The following is a 1,586-nucleotide window of genomic DNA, read 5'->3' as shown; positions in this document are numbered from 1 at the left end:
TTTTATGATTATAAGTTCTTTATTTTTATTGTTAAAAGAAATATCTTGAAATTAACATAAAAGAAATATTAAATAAAATTGCTTCGTTCACTACTAAGGCATTACAAACTCCAACAAGTTGAGAACGAAGCAAAATCCTAAAGTCCAATAAAAAAATACTGTTTTTTATATTTATTTGTTTGCACAATCCACAGTCGTAAATTTATACTTCACTTTTTCAAAATCAATAGGTGTATTTTTAGCAAAATAAGAGCGTCCCAAATAGGTTTCTATTTTCCCACTGCCCAAAATGAGTTCATTACCTTTTTTAAGCATTGCCATTGGGTTTTTGAAAACTTTTTTATCGTTGGTTCCTTGAATAAATGTATAGTCAACAAATAAGGTGTCTCCATGGAATTCACCAGCAATTTTTCCAACTTTTTCAGGCATATCAATAATTTTCATTACCATATCACCAGTTATTTTTCCATTATTCAAAGTATTGATTTTCAAATTAATTGTATCACTTTCATACAATGCATTGTAGCAGGCTACGCTTACCGGCTTTTCAGATTCGGCTTTAGTAATTTCAACATCTTTTGGGGCTTCATTTTTTTTGCAGCTTTGAAATCCAATGCAAGTCAATAACAAACAAAGCAGGCCTAATTTTTTCATAATCGTAAATTATTTAGTTAATAATTGTGGCAATAGTCTTTGCTAATTTACGAATAAATAGTATGTATTAATAATATTTAGTTGACAATTATCTTAAATTACTAATTTCTTCAAGAGACATATTTATTTCATGATTTTTTCCAAAAATCACCTTTATAACACTGATAATCAGATTCATTTTTGTAATTATATAAGAATTTTGAATTAACTTTGAAAAAAGAAATTTAACAAACAATTTAATATATTTATGCTATGAAAAAAATAAATGTTATTTGTGTAATGATGATAGTTTGCTTTATAAATTCAGCATCTATATTCGGGCAATCGGATTCTAAAAAAGATAAAATTATAGCCGACAGCAATACATCAAAGGCTGAGTTCATTAAAACGGATCCTCTGATGAAATCTATTTTTAATAATGCTTACGGCTATGTCATCTTTCCAAATGTTGGTAAGGGGGGAGTAGGCGTTGGAGGAGCAGCCGGTAACGGGGCTGTTTATGAAAATAACACATTGATAGGCATGGCAAAATTATCGCAATTGAGCATTGGTTTTCAGGCTGGAGGACAAGCGTATCGAGAAGTAATATTTTTTGAATCAAAATCGGCAATGCAACGATTTAAAGAGAGTAAATTCGAGTTTGCAGCGCAAGTATCAGCTGTAGCCGCAAAAGCGGGAGCTTCAGGCAACGCAAAATATACTAATGGTGTTATGGTATTCACCATGCAAAAAGGTGGGCTCATGTATGAGGCTTCCGTAGGAGGGCAAAAATTCAAATTTAATAAGATATGATACTCTTTTTGTTATCACTAGAGCAATACCAGCTCTTAGCTAATATCAATACGAAAATGTATCTAATATAAAAACCAATAGCTATGATCTTAAAAGCCGGTAAGCGTAGCCTGCTACAATGCATTGTATGAAAGTGATAC

2 protein-coding genes are annotated in these 1,586 nt (G+C 31.1%); one reads left to right on the top strand and one right to left on the bottom strand.

Translation table 11 applies throughout. From position 1 onward, the window contains the following. Positions 1-171 precede the first annotated feature (171 nt). Positions 172-654, bottom strand: coding sequence for a hypothetical protein (locus B0E44_RS00085; RefSeq protein ID WP_077370178.1), 483 nt, complete (start codon positions 652-654; stop codon positions 172-174). 279 nt (positions 655-933) lie between these two features. Here B0E44_RS00085 and B0E44_RS00080 point away from each other — a divergent pair, with 279 nt between their 5' ends. Further along, positions 934-1,446 (top strand): YSC84-related protein, encoded by a 513-nt coding sequence (locus tag B0E44_RS00080; protein WP_254423218.1) that lies wholly within the window; start codon positions 934-936, stop codon positions 1,444-1,446. The last annotated feature ends 140 nt before the right edge of the window (positions 1,447-1,586 follow it).

This window comes from Flavobacterium sp. A45 (assembly GCF_002001005.1).
Lineage (GTDB): Bacteria > Bacteroidota > Bacteroidia > Flavobacteriales > Flavobacteriaceae > Flavobacterium.
This window is presented reverse-complemented; position numbering and strand designations above follow the sequence as displayed.

Bases quoted from the DNA above. Each gene is read 5' to 3' on its own strand.
- B0E44_RS00085 (WP_077370178.1), bottom strand. From the start codon at position 654: ATGAAAAAATTAGGCCTGCTTTGTTTGTTATTGACTTGCATTGGATTT.
- B0E44_RS00080 (WP_254423218.1), top strand. From the start codon at position 934: ATGATGATAGTTTGCTTTATAAATTCAGCATCTATATTCGGGCAATCG.